Origin of the sequence: Cedecea selenatireducens (assembly GCF_042138895.1) — a bacterium.
GTDB classification, from domain to species: domain Bacteria; phylum Pseudomonadota; class Gammaproteobacteria; order Enterobacterales; family Enterobacteriaceae; genus Cedecea; species Cedecea selenatireducens.
Map to the genome: position 1 here is coordinate 26,070 of NZ_JBHIKW010000001.1, position 22,721 is coordinate 48,790.

Below are 22,721 nucleotides of genomic sequence, written 5' to 3' on the forward strand. Positions count from 1 at the left end.
GGTAAAAGGCCGGGGAGACCCGGCCTTTTTTCTTAGAAGCGGTAACCTGCGGAGAACATAAATACCCACGGGTCAATGCGCGTCTTAATACTTTGCTGCTCACCCGCGGCTTTAAATTTCACCGTAGTGTCGATGTCCATATACCAGACGGACATGTTCAGCAGCCAGTCGTCATTCACCATATAATCCAGCCCGACCTGGCCTGCCGCCCCCCAGGAATCTTTCACTTTCAGATCGCTCAGACCCGCGCTTTTGCCGGTGTCGTTGAAGCTTGCATCAAAGAAAGTCGTGTAGTTCACGCCGACGCCCACATAAGGACGCACTTTGCTACCCGCATCGCCAAAATACCACTGCGCCATCAGCGTCGGCGGCAGCTGATGCACTGTCGCCAGGTCGCCGGTTGGCCCAAGCCCAACCTTGTGGCGGAACGGCGTGGCTGCCAGCAGTTCAATACCGATGTTGTCGGTGACCATGTAGTCAAAGGTCAGCCCCAGTTGGGTATTGTTATCAACCTTAAAACTCCCCATCTTGAGCACGTCGTCCGAACCGGCGGTTGGTCGAACCGTCGCGGTACCCGCACGCATAAAGAATTCTCCCGCCTGATGCGCCGAAGCCGCACCGGACAGACACCCCATCGCCAGTAATGCCAGAGTGAGTTTTTTCATAGCCCTTCCCTTGTTATGGTTTTTTAACAGCGGGCTGAATATACTCAGAAAGAAGTACAAAGTGATCTAACACCGATCACACTTTGCCTTCTAATTTAACATTCAATGATCTGGATTAATTTTTAGTGACGGCATGAAAAACAACAAAGCGGAACCAGATCAATTTTATTGAATTATCAGTTTTCGTAAATTTCTGTCATATCTGTACAACCTGCAGCCTAATCGACGCTATTCAACCGCTTAGAGAAAGTCTTTGTGGTGCCACGGCGCCTGCATCCAGGGTACAATTGCCCGCAGATTGATAACCGCTAGCAACACCAAGGAGAGTGCATGTCTATCACGGCGGGTTCGGTATACCGTGACACGGGAAATTTTCTTCGTAATCAGTTCATTACCATTTTGCTGATTGCGTTACTTTGCGCCTTAATTTCGGTGATTATTGGCCGTGCGTTCTCGCCCAGCGAAGAACAAATGGCGATATTGAGTGAGGGAGATAACCTGGCGGGTAGCGTTGGGTTGTTTGATTTAGTGCAGAATATGTCGCTGGAGCAGCAGCAAGTGTTACTGAAAGCGTCTGCTGCCTCAACGTTTTCAGGCCTGATTGGCAACGCCATTCTGGCGGCCAGCATGATGGTGCTGATGCAAATCGTCTCTGCTGGTCAGCGCGTCAGCGCCCTGCGTGCGATTGGTGCCTCGGCGCCGGTGCTGCCAAAAATGTTCATTCTGATCTTCCTGACCACGCTGCTGGTGCAAATCGGCATTATGCTCGTCGTGGTGCCAGGCGTGCTGCTGGCCATCCTGCTTTCCCTCGCTCCGGTGATGCTGGTGCAGGATAAAACGGGCATTTTCCGCTCCATGCGCAGCAGCCTGCGTTTGGTCTGGTCAAACATGCGCCTGGTCGCCCCGGCGGTCGTCGCGTGGCTGGCGGCAAAAACGGCGTTACTGCTGCTGGCCTCAAGCTTTGCCGCACTGTCGCCAGAAGTTGGGGCAGTGATTGCGAACACCATAAGCAACCTGATTTCGGCCGTGCTGCTTATCTACTTATTCCGCCTGTACATGTTGATACGTCAATAACCTTCCCCGGCTCCTGACCGCGAGTTATAGTCAGGAGCCACCTCTTTACGGAACAGATTATGAAGCAGTTTCTCGACTTCCTGCCCCTGATTGTCTTCTTTGCTTTCTACAAGATGTACGACATTTTTGTCGGCACCTGGGCGCTGATCATCGCCACCGCCCTCGCGCTGGTTTACAGCTGGTTTAAATACCGCAAGCTGGAAAAAACCACGCTGGTCACCTTTGTGATGGTTGCCGTATTTGGTGGCCTGACGCTTTACTTCCACAACGCGGAATTCATTAAGTGGAAAGTGACGCTGATTTACGGGCTGTTTGCCGCCGCGCTACTGTTTATGCAGTTCGGCATGAACAAACTGCTGATTCAGAGCATGCTGGGCAAAGAGATCTCACTCCCGACGGTGGTCTGGTTTCGCCTTAACATCGCCTGGGCGCTGTTCTTCATCGCCTGCGGTTTGCTGAATATTTACGTGGCGTTCTGGCTCCCGGAAAGTATCTGGATTAATTTTAAAGTCTTCGGACTCACCGCCCTCACGCTGGTATTCACCCTGCTGAGTGGGGTGTATATCTATCGTCATATGCCGCAGGAAGAGAAGTAATGTCGAACGAATTACCGCAAGGTGAATTAGTCCTGCGTACCCTGGCAATGCCGGCGGATACTAACGCCAACGGCGATATTTTTGGCGGCTGGCTGATGGCTCAAATGGACATGGGCGGTGCCATCCAGGCCAAAGAAATTGCCCACGGCCGCGTTGTCACCGTGCGCGTGGACGGTATGACCTTCCTGAAGCCGGTGGCGGTGGGCGACGTGGTCTGCTGCTACGCGCGCTGCGTTAAGCGCGGCACAACCTCCATAACCATCAATGTGGAAGTGTGGGTGAAAAAGGTCTCTTCCGAGCCTATCGGCCAGCGCTACAAAGCCACCGAGGCCATTTTTATTTACGTAGCCGTGGATAAAGCGGGCAAACCTCGCGCGATACCTCAAGCCTAGTAACTCTCCTGCCCGGTTACGCCGGGCAGTTCATTTTCCCCTTACGCGACCGACCTGGTTTCCCGCATTTCCTGCAGAAGATAATCAATAAACAGGCGCGTTTTGGCCGGTATCAATCGGCCCGGCGGTATAATGCCGTAGACGCCTCCCCGATCCCTGAGAGCTGAGAGCTGAGAGCTGAGAGCTGAGAGCTGAGAGCTGAGAGCTTTTTAATCATGCTTACTTTGAGTTAAGTAAAAAACACTTTCGAGATTCAATAAGACTTAATGTATTTGCGCCCCCCGCGAAGTCAGGATCTGATGATTGAACCGGATCATCTTCCCATCCACAGATGGAGCAAATTTCATAGTTGCCAAGTTCACTTATTGTCCGATTGCCACAGCAAGGACAAGGGTAAAGCTCATTTTTATTCATTGCTTATTCCAGTATTCAATCCCTTTTTCAGGCCTAAACATAGTCCTGGGAACGCCGTTAGCATCTTTGGACGCAAAAGTATTTGTTTTCGGTTCATAGTACAAAGTATCTCCATTAGTTCGCGTTTTCGTTAATGTTCCTTCTGGAGGGTTTCTGACAAAATCATGTGTAGCATCAACGTATTGCTTCGAATTTTTAAATTCTGGGAATTCAGTTTTATGCTTATCCCAATGGCCGTAGGCGTTTGAAACAGAGTCATCCTTTCTTGTTTCAGTCCATATCTGATCATCCTTGTGTTTTCCACTATTCTGGACATCATTACGCCCTTTTTCCTCATCTTCTGGCCCCCAACCGCCCGGCGTCCCTGAGCCAGTTCCACCAAGTTCGGCTTTTTCTTTATCCGTTGCCCTCGCAATATCTTTACCGACATTTGGCTGGCTGTTCTCTTCCGTGCCATCACCATTTATTACATGGCCTGGTCCACGGGTTCCATCACGTGTTCCATCACGTGTTCCATCTCGCACCGCGCACTGCTCGCGTGTTTCTTCACAGCCGCCACCAACTTCGTCCCAAGATTCACCGTCACGGCCAACACTACCCCTGGTATTGTAACCTACGGCACCTGCAGAGGCGGCCCCCGCTGCGCCTACCTCCCCCGGTAACACCGGGGGAGGTATAGGTACTGCCATCAGGTTATTCTCAACCGCATTCTTCCCGGCCTGAGCGCCCGTGGTCGCCGCTGCGGTGCTATTCCCCACCACGCCGCCGGCGATCCCTGCTGCCATAGTGCCTAACAGACTAATGAGTTGTTTTTGGTCCTGATTCAAATCCCCAAGTTTTGTATCCGGGAACATCTCTGCGGCGATATGTCTCGCCGCCAGCTCACCGCTGAATGCGCCCGCCGCGCCTACTGCTGCATTGCCGCCTGAAAGCTGCGCCGCCAGAGCGCCCCAGACCGCCTGCGCCATCAGGTTGGCAGGTTCATGGCCTTCAGTCGCTCCCTTAATAGCCTGCGCCATCACCGAATTCAGGCCGCCCGCGAGGGCTTTATTGAAATTGCCCCCGGCTGCGCCCGCCAGAATTCCGCTCACCGACTGCGCCACCATCTGATATTTGCCGCCGATGCCGTAATCACCGAACGCTTTCTGGTAGGCCTCCGTATTACGCAGCTCTTCAGCACTCATGTTGGCGTATTTGCCGTCTTTCGCACGCACCGCATCCAGCGCCTGCAGATCGCCATAGGTTGCCACCACGCTGGTCATCTGACCGCCGATTTCACCCACCAGCTGCGCCGTCTGTAGGCGTTTTTGCTCTTCGTCTTTGTTAAAGATCTGCCCGATACTGCCGTTGGCATGTTCGGTGTCGCGGCTCAGCGTGGCAACGTCCTGCTGCTGATTCGCCTGCTACGTTATGCTTGATAACGTCTACTCTAATAAAGATGAAAGTTTAGGTGAAAAAGGTTTCTTCCGAGCCTATCAGCCAATGCTATAAAGCCACCGAGACCATTTTATCTGAGTAGTCATTGACTACGAGATCAATATTTTTTTTATATTCTCTCTGTCTTTCTCTTGAAATATGACTTCTAAGACATGTTGCTCATGTCCCATCCAATCCATGGCAACATCCATTAATATCTCCAAATATACTTTCAAATCATCACTGGGTATATTAGGCAACCTATCATGAACTATTATTATTTTTTTCTCGGCTATCCAACAAAAATCACTCAAACAATCTTCCAATGCATTCCAGTTAAAGCCAAAATACCCAGGAAACCACAGCAAATAATAGATGGAATTTAGTAGTTCATCAGTACTAGCAATCAACGGATCTAATCTGGCGAAGAAAACCTCGCCGGTATTATATGATGCCGGACCATCAACAAATTTAAACACATCATTACAATCAGTCATTTAAACTCCTATTTGATTTTTATAAACGTCTTATAGTGATCATTTGTATAATATGCCTCCCCTTGTTGTCCAACAAAAATTCGTTGGGGGCCAGGTCCTGAGATACCTGGAGTTGGATGTACATATTCTTTATAATATCCAGGCTGCTTCGGAGGGAGACCTGTTTTACCAGTAACTCTATCAGGACGATTCTGGAATGTGGAACCATCGTTCTTATGTGGATATGAACCACTACTCTGGATCCTGTCAAGAGTAGGCTTTAAATCCACTGTTCCGCTAAAATTTTCTCCTGTCTTTATATCTTTGACGGTTACACCGTCAATAAATCGAATAGATTCATTTGTATTAGACCTGGCAGTATTTTTTCCTGTTGATAAATAAATCAGATCATCATTACCTGGCCCATCAGGAATCGGTGTGACCGTAATATTTCCGCCCGTATCAGGCACACCACTGGAATTCCCGGTATGGCTACTGCCGTTCCGATCTCTCTGATCCGGTGTGGTCAGCGTCGTGCCTTTGTTCTGCTCCGGGATGGGGTTCGTCAGCGTACTGTCAATCAGCGGCCGGTCAAGCGCCGGTAAGGGAAGCAGAGTGCCTTTCTGACCCTCGGCCATTTCCTTATACGCCGCCTGTTGCTCCGGGGTCAGCCGCTCTATTGCTTCGGCTTTACCCGTCATGGCCGCTGCCAGAATCACTGTGCGATCTGCATCTGAGAGATTGTCCATCGCCGTTTTCGCTACGCCGATGCCCAGCAACGCCCCCAACCCTTTCTCAACTACCATGTTACGGCATGAAGCGATCTTAGTGCATGCCGTGACACCAAGACGCACGACGACTGCCAGATTATTATTCTCAATCTCAACCCGCGCAGCATTTGCACCGCTGGCGGCCGAGAACATATCGCCACCCACGCTACCGCCTGCCACTGCGCCTATGGCGGTAGCAAGATTGCTGATAAAGTCCCTTTCTTTACCCTCCAGCGCTTCGGCTTTTTTACCGTAAAACGCCATTGCCAGGCTATCGCCCATCACCGCAGAACCCATACCGCCGACAGCGGCGGCTAGCGGGTTACCGCCCTGGGCACTGGCGAGCCCGGCCGATACAATACCATGTAGCGCGATACGAGCGGCTTCATTACCCTGGCTAACATCCTTCACCAACTTCGCCATGTAAGGCGCTGCACCGGCAGCCATACCGCCCTGAATATTTCCACCCAGCACGCCCGCCATTACGCCCGTCACGGCGCTGGTTGCTCGCCAGAAGTCGCTGCCAGGGCCATATTCTTTATCAGCGTCAATATAGCGAGGGTCACTTTTCACTGCGCCATCCAGCGCTGTGTCCGTTGCCAACGGGAGCTGTTTACGTAACTCCTCTTTTAGCGCAGCGTTTTTCTCATCGGCCTCTTTCATCATCGCCGATTTATAGACATCCGCAGCCTGAGTGCCCAGCGCGATAGTTTCTCTTTGGATCTCAAGACGATCTCTTACCTTATCGGCATCAAATCCGTCTTTTACGCTGTGGTTAGCATTTGCCGTGTCCCGGCTGAGGTCGGTTACGTCCTGCTTCTGGCCTGCTGGATCGCGAATAACAATGCTACCAGCCGCAATTGCGCTGCTGGTCGTGCCCTGTTCTTTGCCCTTATTCTGCCCATAGCCTGTCGTCGGCATCCCCTGCGAAACAGGAGACCACTGGCCAGTGTTAAGGTCACGAGTCGCGCCACCCGACACTGCGACGTTAACGGAGTTGCCGCTCCAGTCGGATTTATTGTGCAGCTCGCTCCAGCCCAGCGTGCCGGTATCAAGGCGGTTTTTATCTGCCGTCGCGTCTGAGGCAATCACTGCCCCGTCCAGCTGAGTGTGGTTCCGAACCGTGATATCAAACCCACTCTGCCCGGCGTGGATACCGCTTTGCTCCATCACCGACTGGTAATTGTTACGCAGCTTCTCCGCGCTGAAGTTGGCGCTGCCCTGTACCGTGTTGTCCACGCAAATTGGCGGCACGCAAACGCTGACGTTGGCCCCGGACGACGTTGAACGGCTGTCATACTTAGCGCTGTCCTGCAGGCTTGCAATGGTCAGGTCGCGCCCAATAGTGGCGATAACTTTATCACCACTCAATACCGCGCCAGTTAAAGCAGTATCGCGCCCGCTGTTGAGGCTCAGCAGCTCGTCGGCGTGCACGTTGCTGTTCTTATTGCCCAGACTATTACCGTTGGCGTGACTGTTGTTGGCGCTATAGCCAGCTTCGATCGTGATGCCGTTCTGGTTCTTACCTAATGTGAAGCCCACGCCTGCATTAAACTGGCTACCGCTGCTGCTGCTGTTTTGCGACTGGGTGTTTTGTGCCGCCGTGAGCGTGATATCACGCCCGGCATCCAGCACAACGGTTTTCCCCCGGATATCAACGCCTGCACCTTCGATATCCTGGCGCGCTTTAATGATGACTGACTCTCCGGCATGAAGCGTGCTGCCCTGCTGATTCTGACGGGTTGCCTCCTGCTGCTGCTTCGAGCTTCCTGCCGTTACGCTTACGCTCACCTTAATAAGGGAAGGATTCATGTCATTCTGGATGGTCTGGCTGGCCACATTCAGGCCCGCCTGAGCCGCATAAATAGCCGTCAGACGCGGATCTTTGCCTTCCTGGACCGAACGGGCCGTTTTTTCTGCAGCCTGAACTGCGCTGACGATAACGCCTGAAGTTGATCCTTTAACACCGTATTGCGTGGAAGAGGATTCACTTTGCGTATGGCGATCGTCTTTACTGACGTCAATTCGAACGTTTTCGCCGTTCAGCAACAGTGTTTTCCCGGCGCTGATATCAGCCCCGCTTAGCGCAATGTCCTTTCCGGCCTGAAGAGCTACATTGCCGTTTTGGCTGGCAAGCTGGCTGCGCAACGTACTCTGCTGCTGGCTCTCTAACAGAGAAGACTGGCTACCTTTGCTCCAGCCCACGGTGCCGCTGTAGCCATCGCCGCCCAGGTTGCCTACTTTCGTCTGGCTGCCGTGCTGCTCATCGCGCAGCGTGTGGTTTCCGGCCGTGACGCTGATGTCGCCTTTGTCCGCCGCCAGCAGCAGATCGTTGATTGCCGCCAGAGAGCTGCCGGAAATATCTATTCGCCCTTCTTGGCTGTTGAGATAAATTTCACGGCCGCTGAGCTGAGAGCCCGTCTGAGCCTGAGTTTCCCGCTCACCGTTCGCCGATGAGCGCTCCATGCCGAACGGCAACACATTGCTGCCGTGGTTGGCGCCACCATTTACCGTTCGTATCGCAGAGCCAATGGTCGGCATCGCGCTGGTCACACTCCAGCTTTTACTGTCCGAATGCTGGCTGAGCTGTTCACGGTCAGTCGACGCGCTGACGGTAATGTCGTGCTTCGCATCGGCAATGATCGCCTCGCCAGCCCCCACTCGACTACCGTTAATCAGAATATCGCCCTGGCCTGCATTTCCTTTTGCATTAAGCTGAACGTTACCTGCCGCCTGCAGATGGCTGCCGGTGAGGTATTCCGCATTGAACTGCGATTCACTGTGAGATGACGAGCGGCCATAACTCAGCGGCAGCGAAGTCCCGTTTGAGAAGTCGGCCACGGATGCAGCCCCTTCCGCCGACAGCGCTTTAACCTGAGAGATCCCGTCCCCGCGAGCTTTTACGATGTCACGCAGGTTTAGCACCGAGTCCACAATCGGGTTGGACAGGGAAATCCCAATCCCCTGGCTTTTTTGAGACTGCTTCACCGTTTCCTGAACGGTATCTTTGCCAGGAATAATGGCAATGTCGCTTCCGGTAATATCAATATGGCCCGTTTTTCTTGCCGTATCGTCAGCGGCACGCCCTGCCACCATATCAACCGCGCTCAAGGTGACCTGCTTGCCCGCATCGATAACCACGTTACCGCCGGTGGTGCCGATCACGCTCCGCGCGTCGCTTTGCTTGACTTCAGCACCCTTACGCTCAGATTTCGCAGATTGCGATCCAATGGTGATCCCCAGGCCACCACCGCCAAATACGCCGCTCTTCTTCACGCTCTTCATGCTGTAGCTGGAACTTTGATCTTCCGCGGCCTCTATAGCGACATTGTTCCCGGCTTTCAGCGCAATGTTGCCATCAGCGGTAACGGCAGAGCCTTTCACCAACAGGTCGTTACCCGCTTTCAGCGTCACGGCCTGCGATTCGATATTGCCGCTGTTGGCTAGCATCAGGCTCTCAATAGCCAGTACCTGTTTTACCGAAATCAGCCCGGCATTGGCTAACTGCGGAATACTAAGCTCAAGCCCGCTGCCGCTGATGACTTTCCCGCCGCTGCGGTTAGTCAGATCTTCGGCGGTTAACGTCAGGATCTGCCCACCCTGAAGCAGCCCGCTGTTATCTAAAGAGGTGGTATCCAGCGTGAGAGATGAGCCCCCGAGCTGCCCGGTATTGTTGAGTACCGGCGCCGTTACGCTCAGGCTCTTCTCGGCCAGTACGCTACCGTTGTTGGTCAGGCCGTTATGGACAGACAAATCAAGCGAGCTCGCCGCCAACTGCCCCTCGTTATGGAAGGTTTCTGATGTGCTCGTCAGGCCATGGCGGGCGGTGATTCTGCCGTCGCCCTGGTTAGCGATGTGCCCGGTGATAGCCAGCGTTAAGGCATCGCTGTCCAGCGAGCCACGGTTAGTGAAGCTGTTCCATTAAGCTGCAGGTTCTTTTGAGCCAGTAGTGCACCACCAGCCTGCTGCACAATGTTGTCCGCGCTAAGCGACATTGTGCCGTCGGCCTGGAGACTGCCGCTGGTTTCAAGCTGTTTTGCCCGCAGTGAAACGTTGTTTCCCCTGGTGCTCCCGGCGTGTGTAAAAGTGCCAGTGCTCACCGTAAGATCGCCTTTGGCGGCCTGCGTTCCTGCCAGGAAGGCGGAATCCCTCGCCTGCAGCAACATGTTGCCCTGCGACTGCACCTGCCCGCCAACAAGGGTTTTTAACCGGTCGCCCTCGAATGTCAGCCCACCCAGCGAGGTAATTTGCCCGGCACTCTGCATTTCCTGTGCAAACAGCTGAAGATGACCGCCGCTGGCCAGCAAGCTTCCCTGTTGACCGTTAAACAGCCTGCTGCTTAGCAAGACATCCTGCCTGCCATTCACCGTGCCGGCATTGCTAAAGCTATCGGCCTGAAGCGCCAGCTTACCGTTACTCAAAAGCTGACCATTACGGCCAACGTTCAGCGCATTTTTACTGCTGACGTTCTGGTCGCCGCCGCTGCTGAGCATGCCGTCGATCCACGCATCCCCGGCTGAAACCGTAAGCCCTGTGCCAGCCAGCAGCTGGCCGCTATGGTTGAACGTGCCGAGTTCAAGCTGAACGTTGTGCTGCGCCTGCACGCTCCCGCTATCGTTAAAATTCCCTGCTTTGACGCTTAATGCGCCGTTGGCGGTGAGTTGGCCGCTATTTGCCAGTTGGTCAGCAGATAACGCAACGTCGCCGCCCGCCGTCAGCTTACCGGCATTGTCCATGCGTGTAGCCGCGCTGGCGTGAATCGCACCGCCAGAGTTAGCTTCACTGGCAGCGTCTGAGCTTATTGCTGCGGCATTTAAATGAATGTTATTGCCTGCGGTCAGCGTGCCGTTATTCAGCGCCAGCTTCCCATTACCGTTCAGCGTGATGTTCTGGTCGCTGGCTATTTGGCCGTTGGCTACGGTGATGTCAGAGCGGCTATTGACCTGCGCTGCGCCCCCGCTTTTGTGCTCCCCGCTCAGCACAACGCTATCGGCCTGTGCCGTAAGGTTGCCGCTCGCGAGGCTGTTATTGACCACCAGCTTGCCGTTGGCATCGAGGGTAATGTCGCCCTGGCGCGCGTTAAGATTACCGAGGTTGACACCTACGCCTTTATCGCTGGAAACAAGGTGAATGCGATTGGCATACATTCCGCCCAGCGCACCGGTATCAACGGCAACCACGGGCGCAGATCCTTCTCCGGCTATCGGCGTGACTGCACCACCAGATGAAACGCGGTTGGCGCCCACGGTCACTTTGAGATCTTTGGCATGAATCCCGGCGTTAACCTCCGTTGCCCGGGCAATAATCGACAGCGCGTCGCTTTTGCTGGCGTCCAGGCCCTGGCCTTCTATCGTGATGCTGCCTTTGCTGACGTCCAGCGCGAGCAGATTCCCGGCCGCATCAAACTGAGGCTTACCCGTGGTCAGAGTGGCATTGGGGGTATTAATAAACCCGCAGCCGTTACAGGTAATGCCGTAAGGGTTAGCAACCATCACGTTGGCCGCTTTCCCTGCCACTTCGGTGTACCCCTGCAGCTGAGAACGATTGCCGCCGATGACCTCGTTGATGATGCCGGTGGCTTCCTGTCCCATTTTGAGGTTCGGGTTGTTCTGGATAAGCCCGCCTAGCTGGGTCTGGGTCAACTGCCCGGTGGCGTTGTTAAGGATCAGCCCCTCTTTGCCGACGTTATAGTCCTGGAACTGGTTATGGGAGATCCCCGCCTGGTTTGGCGTGGCAATATTAAGCACCGGCACACCGTTTCCGGCCTGATCCATCTGCGCGCCCGGCGTAACCGGGTTAATGGTTGCCGCCACCGCCGGAAACACCGGCTGCCCGGCAATCAGGCACATGACGAGGTAACTTAACAGGCGCTTCGCTAATCCAACGGGGTGCTTATCCATATCTTTACCTTAAATTGCCAGGCCCAGGCGGTAATAAATCACAAGATGATCCGGGGCCAGATCGCCCGGATAGTGGAGTGGCGAACCAACCGTGAACTGGCTGGAGTAATAGCGCCCGGCCACGGAGAGGCCAGCAGAAGCGCCCCAAAGCGTCCCGGAAGCCTGCCGATCGTCGTTGTCATTGCGCAGCCAGCCGCCGTCCACGGCTGCGTTCAGGCTGACTTCGCCCAGATAAGGGAGGCTGAACAGGGAGTAGCTCAGCTCGTTGCGAAGATACCCGCCGTTGTCGCCGGAAAGGTATTGCTCTTTAAAGCCTCGAACGGAGCTTTCACCGCCTATCGTTAAGCGTTCACTGCCGTAAAGTCGGTCCGGTGACCACTGCCCATAAACGCTGGTTAGCCACCACATTTTTTGCGTCAGAGGGCGCTGGAAGCTGCCGCTCAGGCTCCATTTTTTAAACCCGGCCCTGGGCGCATCATCACGTTTGTCATTATCGTTTTCGGCACCAAACCACGGCACGCCGTGACTGAATGACGGGTTAAAGGTCGCCACGCCGCCGCCAATTTTCTGCGTATGGTTAAGGCCGAACTGCAGGCTGGTGAGCTTGCGGCTGCTGCTGAGCAGCGGCGCGTCATTGAGGTAGTTACGGCTGAGGCGGTGAGTCAGGCCTATGGTGGCGGCGGTTTTCAGATCGCCGTTTCGGTAAAGCACGTGCGAGAGATTCAGGCGATGCGTTTCGGCTCTCCCCGTGGAACGCCACAGATAGCCTTTGTTGTTGAGGGTGGTGAGGTAGTCGCTCCAGGCGTAGCTGTAATCGACCAGGCTATAGCCCCAGGGCACGCTGACCCCGGCCTGAAAACTTTGCGCGTCGTAGTCATTGGCAAAGTCACTGCTTCGCCCGCCGCTGACAAACCATTTATCGGCCAGCCCTAACGGGTTATTGGCGGTCAGCGAGCCGGTAAGCTGCCCGGTGCCGGTACTTTTTTGCCCGCTATTATCAAATCCCAGCGCGGCTTGTAGCGGGAATTCCGGGGTTGCGGTGAGATTAACAATCGACTCACCCGCTTTCTCGCCAGGCAATATTTCAATTTGTACCGGCGTGGCCCGCAGCCGGTTAATTTGTTCCATGCCCTGCTCAATATCGCGCAGGTTGAGTATTTTTTCTTCAAGCCCTGGAAAAGCCATTTTAAGCTGACGCGAAGAAGCCCCTTCTATGTGAATGGCCTGCAGCTTCCCTTCCAGCACGGCAATATGCAGCGTGCCTCCTGACAAATCCTGCTCGGTCAGAAATGCGCGACTGGTAATATATCCGCGGCTGATATACCAGTCAGAAATATCACGCGTGAGATTATTGATCTTCGCCATGCCGAGGCATTGATTAATATAGGGAGTGATTAATCTGTTCTGGTCACGCACGGAAAGCAGCGTGGCGTTATCAATAACGATTTGGCGGATTGTAAAACAGGGGCCCTGCTCTGGCCCCACTGCAGGGCTTGCCAGCCGGGGCTTGAGGCTTCGCTGGATCTCTTCGCGCTGCTGCTGGTTTTGCAGCAGTAAATCCTGCTGCTGTTGGAGAACCGTATCCCTGTCGGCAGGCGTTAGCGGTGCGGCATAGCTCAAAGGATAATAAGATAGCGCGTACAAAAGAACGGCTTTATGGTAGTGGCGCATAAAGTTAAAGTAAGTTTTTTGTCATTTCATTTAAGTATGCCAGCCCACACTCAAATAAGAAAAGTCTTAAATTAAAATCCTATTATTATTGGTAGTTAATTTGCGATAAGTCTATTTTAAAATTTAAGATAAGTGACATGAAAATAACTAACTGTTTTTAATAAAAATGATAAGAAAACAAAAAGTCGTTCGAATAACCATCAACAATAAAATAAAAAGAAGTCAGAAAAGAAAAAAGGCCACACATTTTCATATGCAGCCTTTTTGATGAACGGGTGGAGATTAATCCACGCTTGCACCGCCGCTAATGCGGAACTTGATGTTGACGGTAATGCCCTGCCCTGGCTTACCGCTTTCGTAGCGCCATTTTTTCATCGCCTGCTTAACCTCACGTTCGAACATATTCGCAGGCTGAGCGGAAAGAATCTCCACGTTGTTCACGCGGCCGTCCGCATCCACGTCAAACTTCACGCGTACGTTGCCATCCATGCGCAGCGCAAAGGCACGCGCCGGGTACTGAGGCCTGTCGCGGCTGAGCACACGTGGCCCGGTATTCACCGACGGTGCCGGTGCTGCTGGCGCCGGTTTTGCCGCCGGGGTTGGCGATGGCTGTGCCGGAGCGTTGTTTTCAAACGGAGAAGCCGCCCGAGTTTCAACCGGCTTAACTTCACGCTTCGGCTGCTCGACTTTTTTCACCGGTTTAGGCTTCGGCTTGGGTTTAGGCTCCGGCTTGTGGATGACCACCGGGGCTTCTTTCGGCGGCTCAGGAATCGGTTCTGGCTCTGGTTCAGGCTCGGGTTCCGCTACCGGCTGTGGCGGGGGCGGAACAACCGCAGGCTCAAGGTCAGCCGGAGCGACCATCGTGACGCTGATGGGCTGCGAAGGCGCTGGGGACTCAATAACCTGATGTACCGAGGTGTAGAGCAACCCGGCCACAACGGCACCATGAATCCCGACGGAGAGAAGAGTCGGCCACGGAAAGCGGCGAGGTAAATCAAGGGTCATTGACGTCATAATGGTTTCAGTATCTTTAAGAGACGACAATTTTAAATGCAAATAGCAATCATATTCAACAACGCATCGTCCTGAGAGGCATTTTTTCCTGCTCACTAAGCACTTTTCCCTTAATTATCTCAAGGATTTAACATCCTGTTTATCTTTCAATTGCAGTCTGCACGGCATTCACTTACCGTGGTTTACAACCCAACATCAAGAAGGAAGTGTGCCCGTGTTGTACGTCATTTATGCTGAAGATATTGCCGACTCGCTGGAAAAACGTCTGTCGGTCCGCCCTGCTCACCTTGCCCGTCTCCAGCTGCTGCGCGATGAAGGCCGCTTGCTCACCGCAGGCCCGATGCCAGCCGTCGACAGCAACGACCCTGGCGCGGCAGGTTTCACAGGGTCAACGGTGATTGCCGAGTTTGCCTCCCTTGAAGAGGCAAAGGCCTGGGCTGACGCCGACCCGTATGTCGCCGCAGGCGTGTACGCTCATGTTGCAGTGAAGCCTTTCAAGAAAGTGTTCTGATTTGCGGTGAAGCGAGCCTGCCGTGAGCAGGCTCACTAGGGAATCAGGTTTCCGGCGTCAGCAAATGCTTATGGCGAAAACTGTCCCGATCGAGGGGGCGCGAGAAAAGATAGCCTTGTGCCATTCTGACATTGTTATTGAACAGCATTTGCATCTGCGAAAAGGTTTCCACCCCTTCGGCAATAACATCCACTTCACTCTCCTGCGCACGTCTGACAATACGCAGCGTTTCCTCACTGCACGTCGCCTTGAAACAGGAGCGGTCGAGCTTAATGAAGTTCGTATCCACCTGGGCCAGCCTGTCCTGCAGCTGCTCAACGCTGTGAATATCATCCCACGCCAGCAAGAAGCCAGCCTCGCGAAGGCGAACGGCATTTTCACGCCCGGCGTCATCTAACGGAAGATGGTTATCCGTTATCTCAAACACGATGCGCTGCACGGGCACAGAGCGCTGCACTGCGAGGGCAATAACCCGTCCGGCGAAACCGACGTCATTCAACTGCACGGGTGAAAGATTAAGGTGCATTAAATAGCTGCTGTTATGCGGCATGATGACGTCTTTCATGTAGCTAAAAGCCGTGGCGATAATATGCTCACCCAAAGAAACGATGCCGCCGTTGTCTTCCAGACGGTGAATAAACAGATCCGGGGCGACAAGGGCCCGGCGATGCACGCCCCGGATGAGCATTTCGGTTCCGACACACTTAAAACTTGATGTGTCGAAAATAGGCTGTAGCAACGACTCAAAAGCCATGCTGAAGTTATTCTTCATCACGCGATTAACGATGAACTCAGCGCTTTTCTCCATGTAACAACTCCTTAGTGCAGGCTTTTCTTAGCTGGTCGCGATAACCACTTTATTTTTACCACTGGATTTTGCCTTATAAAGCAGCCTGTCAGCTTTCTCGATAAGCGCCTCGTAGCCCTCTCCGCGCCACGGGCAAACCCCTCCGCTGAAGGTGACGGTCAGTCCTTGCTCACGCCAGGTTTTACTTTCCACCTGTTTACGCCAGCACTCCATAATTTCCATGGCTTTAACCTGATTATCGGAGAAGTAAATAAAGGCAATTTCTTCCCCGCCGTAACGATAAAGCTTCGCGTAATCGTCCAGCAGCCCCATGCCCATATCAGCGATAACTTTCAAAACCGTGTCGCCAACAAGATGACCGTATCCGTCGTTTATTTTTTTGAAGTTATCAATATCGATAATTCCGAGGCTAAAGGGAGCTTTACGGGTTAATAAATAATTAATATCATTATCAAAGCTTCGACGATTAAGCAGGCCGGTGAGACCATCCGTTAGTGAAGCACTTTTTGCACTTTTAATTTGCTGACTGCTTTCATTAATCTCATTTAAAATTTGCTTATCTACATCATTCTTTAACTCAAGCCGACCAAAGCGCATCATCGAAACGATATCCACGATCATCGATTTGATGGAATGGCGCATAAAGACCCACAACAATGAATAAATGGTCAGGCAGAAGGCGAATGCCACCCAAATAACCCAGACATAGTAGAAGGTGTGCTCATCTATTACTTTATCCTTAACGGTAAAGACGACAAACCAGTCGGGGTTAGAGAAAGAATAATAGTAATAACGCTTGCTGGTGACGTTGTCGTGAAATGAACCAAGTCCGTTGGTCATTCGCTCAATGGCTGCCTGCGGGACAGTCGGGGTGCCTATTGCATCGCTGTCTGCATCCAGGATGGCTCGCCCCTGGCGATCGACAATCGAGAAGTGCCCTTCACTCGGGCTCTCAAGCTGGCGCAGCACGTAGCTCATATTGATCAGATTCAGATCCATAGCAAACACGCCATAGCGCTCGCCTTTATCGTCATGCAGCAGTTTGGCAATCGTCACCACCGGCGATTTATCTATCGCATTAGCATAAATTTGGGAGTAGTTAACAAATGAGTTTTTCGCACTAAGGCGTTCGTACCAGTCTCGCCCCGCTAGAATATAATTACTGTCGACGTAAGATTTGGGGATACTGTTATAACGGCCATCGCGCGTAGCAATAATATACCCTGAAACGACAGGCAGCATTGAGATTGACGTCGTGAGTTTTTTCTCCAGTTCTTCGTCTTCAGACTTGACCAGTGCCTCAACGTAATTGTTATTCAGCATAATAGAGTTTTGCCATAGCGCATTCTCTAAGGTTTTTAGCTGCTGCTCCAGGTAGAACGTTGCAATATTGTGAACAAAACCCTCGCTCTCTTCATTTAACGTGGTTTTCTGGTGATTATAACTTACATAGGAGATTATTGAGCTAAAAACAATTAGCACGGCAACAATAATAACAAACAGAAAGTTAATTCTCCTGGAGTAAGAGAAATCCTTTTTAATTAAATCACTAATCACTTATTCAGACATCCTGGAGATATAAGAAAAATCGCGAGGATTATGACGTTATTTTTTGCCCGGATGATGATCACGATCATTTTAAAAACAAACTTCCGCCGTTTGGAACGGTAATTTCCGGCCAAAAGGAAGGCTTATTTCCTGGTTTACTCTAAGGGGGAGAAGAATTTTTTGATGGGCACCGCACGCGGTGCCCGATGCTTATGCCCAGCGATCGTGGATGGCAAACAGCAATGAATTACGCTGCTGGTTCACCAGGCACTTGCGAATGGCATGAATGCGCATATTGCGCCGTGACTGACTTTCCAGCCAACGCGCCCTGCGTTTTTGCGTTTGACGCTGCATCCGCCAACGCCCGACTTCCGTTCTGCTACGCCTCATTTCTATGACTCAATTTTCCAAAAAAGACGCGCCATTATAGAACCTTCTGCCGGGCAAACCATCCGTTTTGCGTATACTTTTAGTGTTAAGCAATGAAAGTTCTGCGTACACTCTCAACTCTTCGGTTTCAAAAGGATTTTTAAGGCATGACAACCTTCTATACCGTGGTGAGCTGGCTGGTTATTCTCGGCTACTGGCTGCTTATCGCTGGCGTTACGCTGCGAATATTGATGAAACGCCGGGCCGTACCTTCGGCAATGGCCTGGCTGCTTATCATCTATATTCTGCCGCTGGTCGGGATTATTGCCTATCTTTCGGTGGGGGAACTGCACCTGGGCAAACGCCGTGCAGAGCGCGCCCGCGCCATGTGGCCTTCAACCGCCAAATGGCTAAAGGACCTGAAGAACTGCAAGCATATCTTCGCCTCAGAAACCAGCGAGGTGGCCAGCTCGCTGTTCCAGCTCTGTGAGCGTCGCCAGGGTATCGCCGGCGTGAAGGGCAATCAGCTACAGCTGCTGACAAGCTCAGATGACACCATGCAGGCGCTGATCCGCGATATTCAGCTAGCGCGCCATAACATCGAGATGGTGTTCTATATCTGGCAGCCTGGCGGCATGGCCGACCAGGTAGCAGAGTCGCTGATGGCCGCAGCTCGTCGTGGTATTCACTGCCGGCTGATGCTCGACTCTGCCGGCAGCGTGGCCTTCTTCCGTAGCCCGTGGGCGAACATGATGCGCAACGCGGGCATCGAAGTTGTCGAGGCGCTAAAAGTTAACCTGATGCGTGTTTTCCTGCGCCGTATGGACCTGCGCCAGCACCGCAAAATGGTGATGATCGATAACTACATTGCCTATACCGGCAGCATGAACATGGTGGATCCTCGTTTCTTCAAGCAGGATGCCAACGTGGGCCAGTGGGTCGACCTGATGGCGCGTATGGAAGGCCCGGTCGCCACCGCAATGGGCATCGTTTACTCCTGCGACTGGGAGATAGAGACCGGCAAACGCATTCTCCCTCCGCCGCCGGATGAAAACATCATGCCGTTTGAAGAAGCGAGCGGTCATACGATCCATACCATTGCCTCTGGCCCTGGCTTCCCGGAGGATTTGATTCATCAGGCGTTGCTTACGTCCGTCTACGCGGCGCGCGAATACCTGATAATGACTACCCCTTACTTCGTACCGAGTGATGATTTGCTGCATGCGATTTGCACCGCGGCTCAGCGAGGCGTGGACGTCAGCATTATTGTCCCGCGTAAAAACGATTCTCTACTGGTCGGCTGGGCAAGCCGCGCCTTCTTTACCGAACTGCTTGCCGCAGGTGTGAAGATTTATCAGTTTGAAGGGGGCCTGCTTCACACCAAGAGCGTGCTGGTTGACGGCCAGCTAAGCCTGGTGGGCACCGTGAACCTGGATATGCGCAGCCTGTGGCTCAACTTTGAGATTACGCTGGTCATCGATGATGAAGGTTTTGCCGGTGATTTAGCGGCAGTGCAGGACGACTATATTTCCCGTTCACGGCTGTTGGACGCGCATTTATGGCTAAAACGCCCGCTGTGGCAGCGTATGACCGAGCGACTGTTTTACTTCTTTAGTCCGTTGCTGTAAAACGTGGCGCATCAGCACTCGATAAGTGGATGTAGAGATGGAAATGGATCTGAATAACCGCCTGACCGAAGACGAGACTTTAGAGCAGGCGTACGACATATTTCTCGAACTCGCGGGCGATAACCTCGACCCTGCCGACATTATTCTTTTCAATCTGCAGTTCGAGGAGCGCGGCGGTGCTGAGCTGTTTGATCCTGCCGAAGACTGGCAGGAGCACGTCGACTTCGACCTGAACCCGGACTTCTTCGCAGAAGTGGTTATCGGGCTGGCCGACACCGACGGCGGCGAGCTAAACGATATCTTCGCTCGCGTTCTGCTGTGCCGCGAGAAAGACCACAAGCTTTGCCACATCCTGTGGCGTGAGTGATACTGAAGCAATAATCTGACGCGGCCTTCTGGCCGCGTCAGATTGATGACAAACAGCCGAAAAACGTGGTTTTCGACTGTTTGGGGCAAACCAGAGAACATTATTCATTGTTTTTGTTAGACCTGGGCTCGGACTTTTTTAGAGCAATGAACTTTATCAGCAGCCTCACGCGGCCTTCTGGCCGCGTTATTATTTCTCGTTCGGCGGTAAATGCTCCCCACACGTTTTGCAGTAGTGCGCGTTAGCGGCATGATCCTGCTGATGGCATCGCACACACTCCCTCGCCGATCTTCTTCTTTGCATATCCTGTGACATTTGAGCCGTTAAAATCCCGGTAGGGATAGCTATCACCGAATAACCAATCAAAATCAGCAGCGAGGCAACGAAGCGGCCCAGCGCGGTATGCGGCACAATATCGCCGTAGCCGACGGTTGTCACCGTGACTACCGCCCAGTAGACCGCGACGCCCAGGCTGGTAAAGCCGTTAGCCTTCCCTTCTATGCCGTACATCAGCGCGCCCGCCGCGACCATCACAATGGCAATAAACGAGTAGAACAGGATCAGCTGGTTGCTGGCGTTAAGCAGGCTGCGCCAGAGGCTTTTGAGCGCCGGCATATAGCGCAGAAGCTTCAGTATGCGCAGCACGCGAATGGCTCGCATGGCTCGCCAGGCAAAATAGTAATGGATAGCAAATTCGGGCCACAGCCACAGCACATATAGCGGCAGCATGGTCGCCAGGTCAATAATGCCCCAGAAGCTGAACACATAGCGGACGGGTTTAGGCCAGGTCAACACTCGCAGCAGGTATTCGCAGGTGAACAGCAGCGTGAAGATGATTTCCAGCCAGATAAAGAGCTGCCATTCGCCGAACGTGAGCCTCGGGTCGTTCCCTACGCTTGATTCGGTAAATACAACGGCAACGCTGAGCAACGCCAGCAGGCCGCAAAACGCCTCAAACCGGCGCCCGGAACGGGTATTTTGATCAAACAGAAAGTGGTAAAGCAGCGCTCGAAGTGAAGAGATGTTCCCTGACACAGCAATCCTCGCATAAAGAAAGGGCCAGCTCGGTGCTGGCCCCTGGCGAGATTATAGCGGGTCGACCTTCAGACAGGAAACCGCATGGCGGAAACTACCTTCCAGTACCGGACGCGTTTTGGCACATTCCGGGCCTGCAATCGGGCAGCGGGTGCGGAACACGCAGCCTGACGGCGGGTTAATTGGCGACGGTAGCTCCCCTTCCAGCAGCTGGATGGTTTTGTTCTTTTCCAGATCCGGATCGGGAATTGGTACCGCTGACATCAGCGCTTTGGTGTAAGGATGCAGCGGGTTGTGATAAACCTCGTCATAGGTGCCGAGTTCTACCGCATGGCCCAGGTACATGACCAGAACACGATCGGAGATGTGCTTTACCACCGCGAGATCGTGGGCGATGAAGATAAGCGACAGCCCCATTTCACGCTGCAGCTTCTGCAGCAGGTTAACCACCTGTGCCTGGATGGAAACGTCCAGCGCGGAGACCGGCTCATCACAGATAATGAGTTTAGGCTCCAGGATCAGCGCCCGCGCAATACCGATACGCTGACACTGGCCGCCGGAAAACTCATGCGGGTAGCGGTTAACCAGGTTTGGCAGCAGACCCACTTTCATCATCATCGCCTTCACGCGGTCGCGAACTTCCTGCTTAGGCATTTTCGGATGATAGGTCAGCAGCGGCTCGGCAATAATGTCGCCGATGTTCATGCGCGGGTTCAGCGAGGCCAGAGGATCCTGGAAAATCATCTGAATGTCGCTCCGTACGTCGCGCCACTCTTCCGGCTTCATGCCCAGAAGATCTTTGCCAAGCCAGGCCACGCGCCCCTCGGTCGCTTTCACCAGGCCAATGATGGCGCGGGCAAACGTCGACTTGCCACAGCCGGACTCGCCCACCACGCCGAGGGTCTCCCCTTCGTACAGGCGAAGCGTAACGCCATCAACGGCTTTCAGCGTTTTTGAAGGCTGCCAGAACCATTGCTTACCGTCTTTGATGTCAAAGTGCACCTTCAGGTCAGCGATTTCTAACAGAACTTTTCTCTCTTCCGCAACGGTGCTCATGCTAATTCCTCCACCGGTCTAAAGCAGGCACGCAGGCGGCCATCACCAAACTGCTCCAGTGGCGGAGCACTATTACACGCTTCCATCGCAAACTGGCAGCGAGGCTGGAACGGACATCCCTGCGGCAAACGCAGCAGGTTCGGTGGGTTACCCGGGATGGTGAGCAGAGCCTCACCTTCCGCATCCAGGCGCGGCACCGCGTTCAGCAGGCCAATGGAGTAAGGGTGAACCGGCTTGTAGAACACGTCACGCGCGTTGCCGTATTCCATTGTACGCCCGGCATACATCACCAGCACTTTGTCGCAGATACCGGCCACCACGCCCAGGTCGTGGGTGATCATAATGATCGCCGTGTTGAACTCGCGCTTCAGCTCGTTCAGCAGCGTCATGATCTGCGCCTGAACGGTAACGTCCAGCGCCGTGGTAGGTTCGTCAGCAATCAGCAGTTTTGGCCGGCACAGCAGCGCCATCGCAATCATCACGCGCTGACGCATCCCGCCGGAGAATTCATGCGGGAACATGCGCATACGCTTACGCGCTTCCGGCATTTTTACCGCATCCAGCATCCGCACAGACTCTTCAAACGCTTCCGCTTTACCGAGTTTCTTGTGCAGCATCAGCACTTCCATCAGCTGCTCGCCCACGCGCATGTATGGGTTCAGCGAGGTCATTGGATCCTGGAAAATCATCGAAATTTGCTCGGCACGCAGGCGGTTAAGCTGCGATTCCGGCAGGTTCAGGATCTCTTTGCCGTTGAATTTAGCGGAGCCGCCAATGCGACCGTTGGCCGCCAGCAGGCCCATCAGGGCAAAGGCCGTCTGCGACTTGCCGGAGCCGGACTCACCTACGATACCGAGGGTTTCACCCGCACGCAGGCTAAAGTTGAGGTCGTTTACCGCCGTGACGTCACCGTCTGGCGTGCCAAAGGTCACGCGCAGATCTTTAACGTCAAGCAATGCCTCAGATTTGCTCAGTGGAGCGGCCACCGGAGAGGTTTCAATCGTACTCATG

The 22,721-nt window shown here is 53.5% G+C and carries 19 protein-coding genes and 1 pseudogene; 6 read left to right on the forward strand and 14 right to left on the reverse strand.

What is annotated here, in order from left to right:
- Positions 1-32 precede the first annotated feature (32 nt).
- Entirely contained in the window at positions 33-665 is a 633-nt protein-coding gene (gene ompW, locus ACE38U_RS00115) for an outer membrane protein OmpW (protein ID WP_038482546.1), read from the reverse strand.
- Between the two features lie 330 nt (positions 666-995).
- On the opposite strand from ompW, the gene ACE38U_RS00120 reads away from it, so the two are divergent.
- From ACE38U_RS00120 to yciA, 3 genes are read left to right on the forward strand one after another with little or no spacing between them, the layout of a single operon-like run.
- Positions 996-1,739: a YciC family protein gene (locus ACE38U_RS00120; protein ID WP_038482543.1), complete on the forward strand. Its 744-nt coding sequence runs from the start codon at positions 996-998 to the stop codon at positions 1,737-1,739.
- 59 nt (positions 1,740-1,798) lie between these two features.
- Entirely contained in the window at positions 1,799-2,335 is a 537-nt protein-coding gene (locus ACE38U_RS00125) for a septation protein A (protein WP_375528926.1), read from the forward strand.
- On the forward strand, positions 2,335-2,727 hold the full coding sequence (gene yciA / locus ACE38U_RS00130; RefSeq protein WP_038482537.1) for an acyl-CoA thioester hydrolase YciA: 393 nt from the start codon (positions 2,335-2,337) through the stop codon (positions 2,725-2,727). The genes ACE38U_RS00125 and yciA overlap by 1 nt, the downstream gene beginning before the upstream one ends.
- A gap of 219 nt (positions 2,728-2,946) precedes the next feature.
- Here yciA and ACE38U_RS00135 read toward each other — a convergent pair whose 3' ends face one another.
- The 7 genes and pseudogenes from ACE38U_RS00135 to tonB all read right to left on the reverse strand — a co-directional run bounded on the left by ACE38U_RS00135 (position 2,947) and on the right by tonB (position 14,379).
- On the reverse strand, positions 2,947-3,141 hold the full coding sequence (locus ACE38U_RS00135) for a CPCC family cysteine-rich protein (protein WP_071843004.1): 195 nt from the start codon (positions 3,139-3,141) through the stop codon (positions 2,947-2,949).
- Entirely contained in the window at positions 3,138-4,424 is a 1,287-nt protein-coding gene (locus tag ACE38U_RS00140; protein ID WP_375528927.1) for a VENN motif pre-toxin domain-containing protein, read from the reverse strand. Before ACE38U_RS00140 ends, ACE38U_RS00135 begins: the two co-directional genes overlap by 4 nt.
- 243 nt (positions 4,425-4,667) lie before the next feature.
- Entirely contained in the window at positions 4,668-5,054 is a 387-nt protein-coding gene (locus ACE38U_RS00145; RefSeq protein WP_375528928.1) for a barstar family protein, read from the reverse strand.
- An 8-nt stretch (positions 5,055-5,062) separates the two neighbouring features.
- A complete protein-coding gene (locus tag ACE38U_RS00150; RefSeq protein ID WP_375528929.1) occupies positions 5,063-9,577 on the reverse strand; it encodes a hemagglutinin repeat-containing protein in 4,515 nt (1,504 codons plus the stop codon).
- 824 nt (positions 9,578-10,401) lie between these two features.
- Positions 10,402-11,703 (reverse strand): annotated as a pseudogene (locus ACE38U_RS22410) (filamentous hemagglutinin N-terminal domain-containing protein); the annotation flags it as partial.
- A gap of 9 nt (positions 11,704-11,712) precedes the next feature.
- Positions 11,713-13,374 (reverse strand): ShlB/FhaC/HecB family hemolysin secretion/activation protein, encoded by a 1,662-nt coding sequence (locus ACE38U_RS00160; protein WP_375528931.1) that lies wholly within the window; start codon positions 13,372-13,374, stop codon positions 11,713-11,715.
- 282 nt (positions 13,375-13,656) lie between these two features.
- On the reverse strand, positions 13,657-14,379 hold the full coding sequence (gene tonB, locus ACE38U_RS00165) for a TonB system transport protein TonB (RefSeq protein WP_038483529.1): 723 nt from the start codon (positions 14,377-14,379) through the stop codon (positions 13,657-13,659).
- Positions 14,380-14,602: 223 nt separating this feature from the next.
- Here tonB and ACE38U_RS00170 point away from each other — a divergent pair, with 223 nt between their 5' ends.
- On the forward strand, positions 14,603-14,899 hold the full coding sequence (locus ACE38U_RS00170) for a YciI family protein (protein WP_038482514.1): 297 nt from the start codon (positions 14,603-14,605) through the stop codon (positions 14,897-14,899).
- A gap of 43 nt (positions 14,900-14,942) precedes the next feature.
- Here ACE38U_RS00170 and ACE38U_RS00175 read toward each other — a convergent pair whose 3' ends face one another.
- The 3 genes from ACE38U_RS00175 to ACE38U_RS00185 form a co-directional block, all read right to left on the reverse strand.
- Positions 14,943-15,707, reverse strand: coding sequence for an EAL domain-containing protein (locus ACE38U_RS00175; RefSeq protein WP_038482511.1), 765 nt, complete (start codon positions 15,705-15,707; stop codon positions 14,943-14,945).
- Between the two features lie 27 nt (positions 15,708-15,734).
- A complete protein-coding gene (locus ACE38U_RS00180) occupies positions 15,735-17,264 on the reverse strand; it encodes a sensor domain-containing diguanylate cyclase (RefSeq protein WP_375528932.1) in 1,530 nt (509 codons plus the stop codon).
- 201 nt (positions 17,265-17,465) lie between these two features.
- Complete coding sequence (locus ACE38U_RS00185; RefSeq protein WP_008454259.1) at positions 17,466-17,645, reverse strand: YciY family protein; 180 nt, start codon at positions 17,643-17,645, stop codon at positions 17,466-17,468.
- 146 nt (positions 17,646-17,791) lie between these two features.
- Between ACE38U_RS00185 and cls the strand changes: the two genes are divergently transcribed.
- Both cls and ACE38U_RS00195 read left to right on the forward strand, forming a co-directional pair.
- Positions 17,792-19,252, forward strand: a complete 1,461-nt coding sequence (gene cls, locus ACE38U_RS00190; RefSeq protein ID WP_038482505.1) for a cardiolipin synthase — start codon at positions 17,792-17,794, stop codon at positions 19,250-19,252.
- 37 nt (positions 19,253-19,289) lie between these two features.
- The gene (locus ACE38U_RS00195) at positions 19,290-19,619 is read left to right on the forward strand and encodes an HI1450 family dsDNA-mimic protein (RefSeq protein ID WP_008454257.1); all 330 of its coding nucleotides are present in this window, start codon (positions 19,290-19,292) and stop codon (positions 19,617-19,619) included.
- Positions 19,620-19,808: 189 nt separating this feature from the next.
- Here the strand turns inward: ACE38U_RS00195 and ACE38U_RS00200 are convergent, their stop codons facing one another.
- The 3 genes from ACE38U_RS00200 to ACE38U_RS00210 are packed head-to-tail and all read right to left on the reverse strand — an operon-like array spanning position 19,809 to position 22,720.
- Positions 19,809-20,654: an ion transporter gene (locus tag ACE38U_RS00200; RefSeq protein ID WP_375528933.1), complete on the reverse strand. Its 846-nt coding sequence runs from the start codon at positions 20,652-20,654 to the stop codon at positions 19,809-19,811.
- Between the two features lie 51 nt (positions 20,655-20,705).
- Entirely contained in the window at positions 20,706-21,710 is a 1,005-nt protein-coding gene (oppF, locus tag ACE38U_RS00205; RefSeq protein WP_375528934.1) for a murein tripeptide/oligopeptide ABC transporter ATP binding protein OppF, read from the reverse strand.
- Entirely contained in the window at positions 21,707-22,720 is a 1,014-nt protein-coding gene (locus tag ACE38U_RS00210) for an ABC transporter ATP-binding protein (RefSeq protein WP_038482496.1), read from the reverse strand. Before ACE38U_RS00210 ends, oppF begins: the two co-directional genes overlap by 4 nt.
- Position 22,721: the final 1 nt, after the last annotated feature.